This is a genomic window from Xanthomonas prunicola (assembly GCF_002846205.1).
GTDB lineage: Bacteria > Pseudomonadota > Gammaproteobacteria > Xanthomonadales > Xanthomonadaceae > Xanthomonas > Xanthomonas prunicola.
Window position 1 is genome coordinate 1 of record NZ_PHKV01000049.1, and the last position, 1,931, is coordinate 1,931.

A 1,931-nucleotide genomic window follows, 5' to 3' on the forward strand; every position below is an offset into this window, starting at 1 on the left:
GCGGGTGGGGGATGTATGGGAGGTCAAGGTTTCCGCAAGTCAGTGCCTTGATACGAGCGGCGATTATGAGGTTATAAAACTCAATCTGACCGTGTTATTAAGATCCGGAATTATCGCCTAATGATTTAGCGGTGCCGAGCTGCCAATCAATGCCGCCGGCCTCATATGCCGAATTTTCCACTTAGAAATTCTCTTTTTCATAGCGTCTTTTCATGAACTTTCTTGATTGCCAGACAGGGAGGAAATCCGGATTGAGATGGCGCGACACCAGATTATCTAATCGAAATTAAATCCTGGATCATTGTTCACGAAACGCCCTATACGTCGACCGTTGAGACCATGCTCGATTTTCTCTCTTAGAGAAACTTGATTACTTGTAATGATTTTCGTGTCAGATTAACGCAGCCAAATGCGTTGCAGCGGTGTTTCACTCGCTTCTTGAGAGCAATTTATAACACTAGGATATTATCGATCTATAAAAAAACGCACATGCATCTTGCAAACCATTATTTTCCCTGATCCCGAACCCCTGGTTAAGACTCGATCCCTGATGAAAAATCTACAACTGCAAAAGCGCGTGGCATGTCTCGCAATGGCCATCGGCACGGCCTTCGCGTGCTCGGCAGCCATGGCGCAAGTAGACCCTCGTAATCCCGACCGCGACGTCCTGCCGGTCATCTCTGGCTCGAAGGTCCGCGTTGACACGGGATCATGCACCGTCGGGGCGGTGTTGGTGCCCAGTAACATTCTATATCGACTGACGCCGTACCAAAATGCCACACGATGGCTCGTGCTTGCCAAGCACTGTTCGATACCTTTCGGGACCGTCTATTCGGGGAACAACGCAATCGGCGCCGTCGTGTGGCAGTCCGCAGCCTCGGACATCGAGCTTGTGCGGGTATCGCCCGCGCCAAACCCGCAGTACACGTGGTGCCAGGCTCATCACAACAGCGGCGCCGCCATCTGCAATCCTTACTTGCAATATACGCCCCGCGCGCGCAATCAAGTCTTCATGCCACGGGGGGGACGGGAAGCGCGTCTTCCTGTTGCTGGGTGGTCGAACACGCCTGATGAGACGTTCTGCACAAGTGGGTGGCGCACTGGTGTCCGTTGCGTGTGGCGAGGCATGTCGCTCGGGCCGGGAATTTATCGACCGAGTTATGATCACATCAGTGCCGCGAGCGGATCGGAGTTCAGCAGCCTTGACGGCGGCGATTCCGGCGGACCTGTGGTCACCTACGACCGGCATCTGATCGGAATCATCTCGTCCAGTGACGATCGCACCCGCTCCATCCTCTTCTACACGCCAATGGCACAGGTGATGCAGGAACTTTACAACTACACCCTTGCCCCGACCAACTTCCCCACTGCTGCCGGCGAGGACAATCCGCTGTCCCCCGCCGGTGAAAAAACGTTTTGGGAGCTGGCCCCGACGGACGATGACGCGGGAGCTACCCAGACGCAGCACCACGGCTGATAAAGACGAGCGGATCGGCGTTCATGACGTCGGCCTGTGCCGTCAGCATCCCGCGTGAGTCGCGGGAATTGCTTTTCAGTCAACAAAGCGCCGCCCCCGTGCGGCGCTTTGTTATGTGCTCGAGTCGCGCGTGAAAAACTAAGCATTCCCGGCAAAGCGAAGGGTTACCGGCAGCGTCGATATTTGCAGTAGACGTACTGGCTAGATCATTTTGTGGGTCACGTGCGGGCAAGGCGATGCGGTGAATGCCATGGCAGTGGCAGACGGTTACACCCTGCGCTGGCTGATGCACTGAGTCGTATTTCTGTGTGTGCCTGGCTCTGAGGCAAGCGTCCGCGTCGCCCGTCGGGGATTGGACGCGGGCGTTGGTGACAACCGCGGCCTTATTTAACCGGCACGCGTTCGTACTGCTCGCCGCCGGTACTGAGGTGACCGTTGCTCTCGTCGATGGCGA

1 protein-coding gene is annotated in these 1,931 nt (G+C 55.8%); it reads left to right on the forward strand.

The window, feature by feature from the left end:
• Positions 1-496 precede the first annotated feature (496 nt).
• Entirely contained in the window at positions 497-1,477 is a 981-nt protein-coding gene (locus XpruCFBP8353_RS22945; RefSeq protein ID WP_243391185.1) for a trypsin-like serine protease, read from the forward strand.
• Positions 1,478-1,931 lie beyond the last annotated feature (454 nt).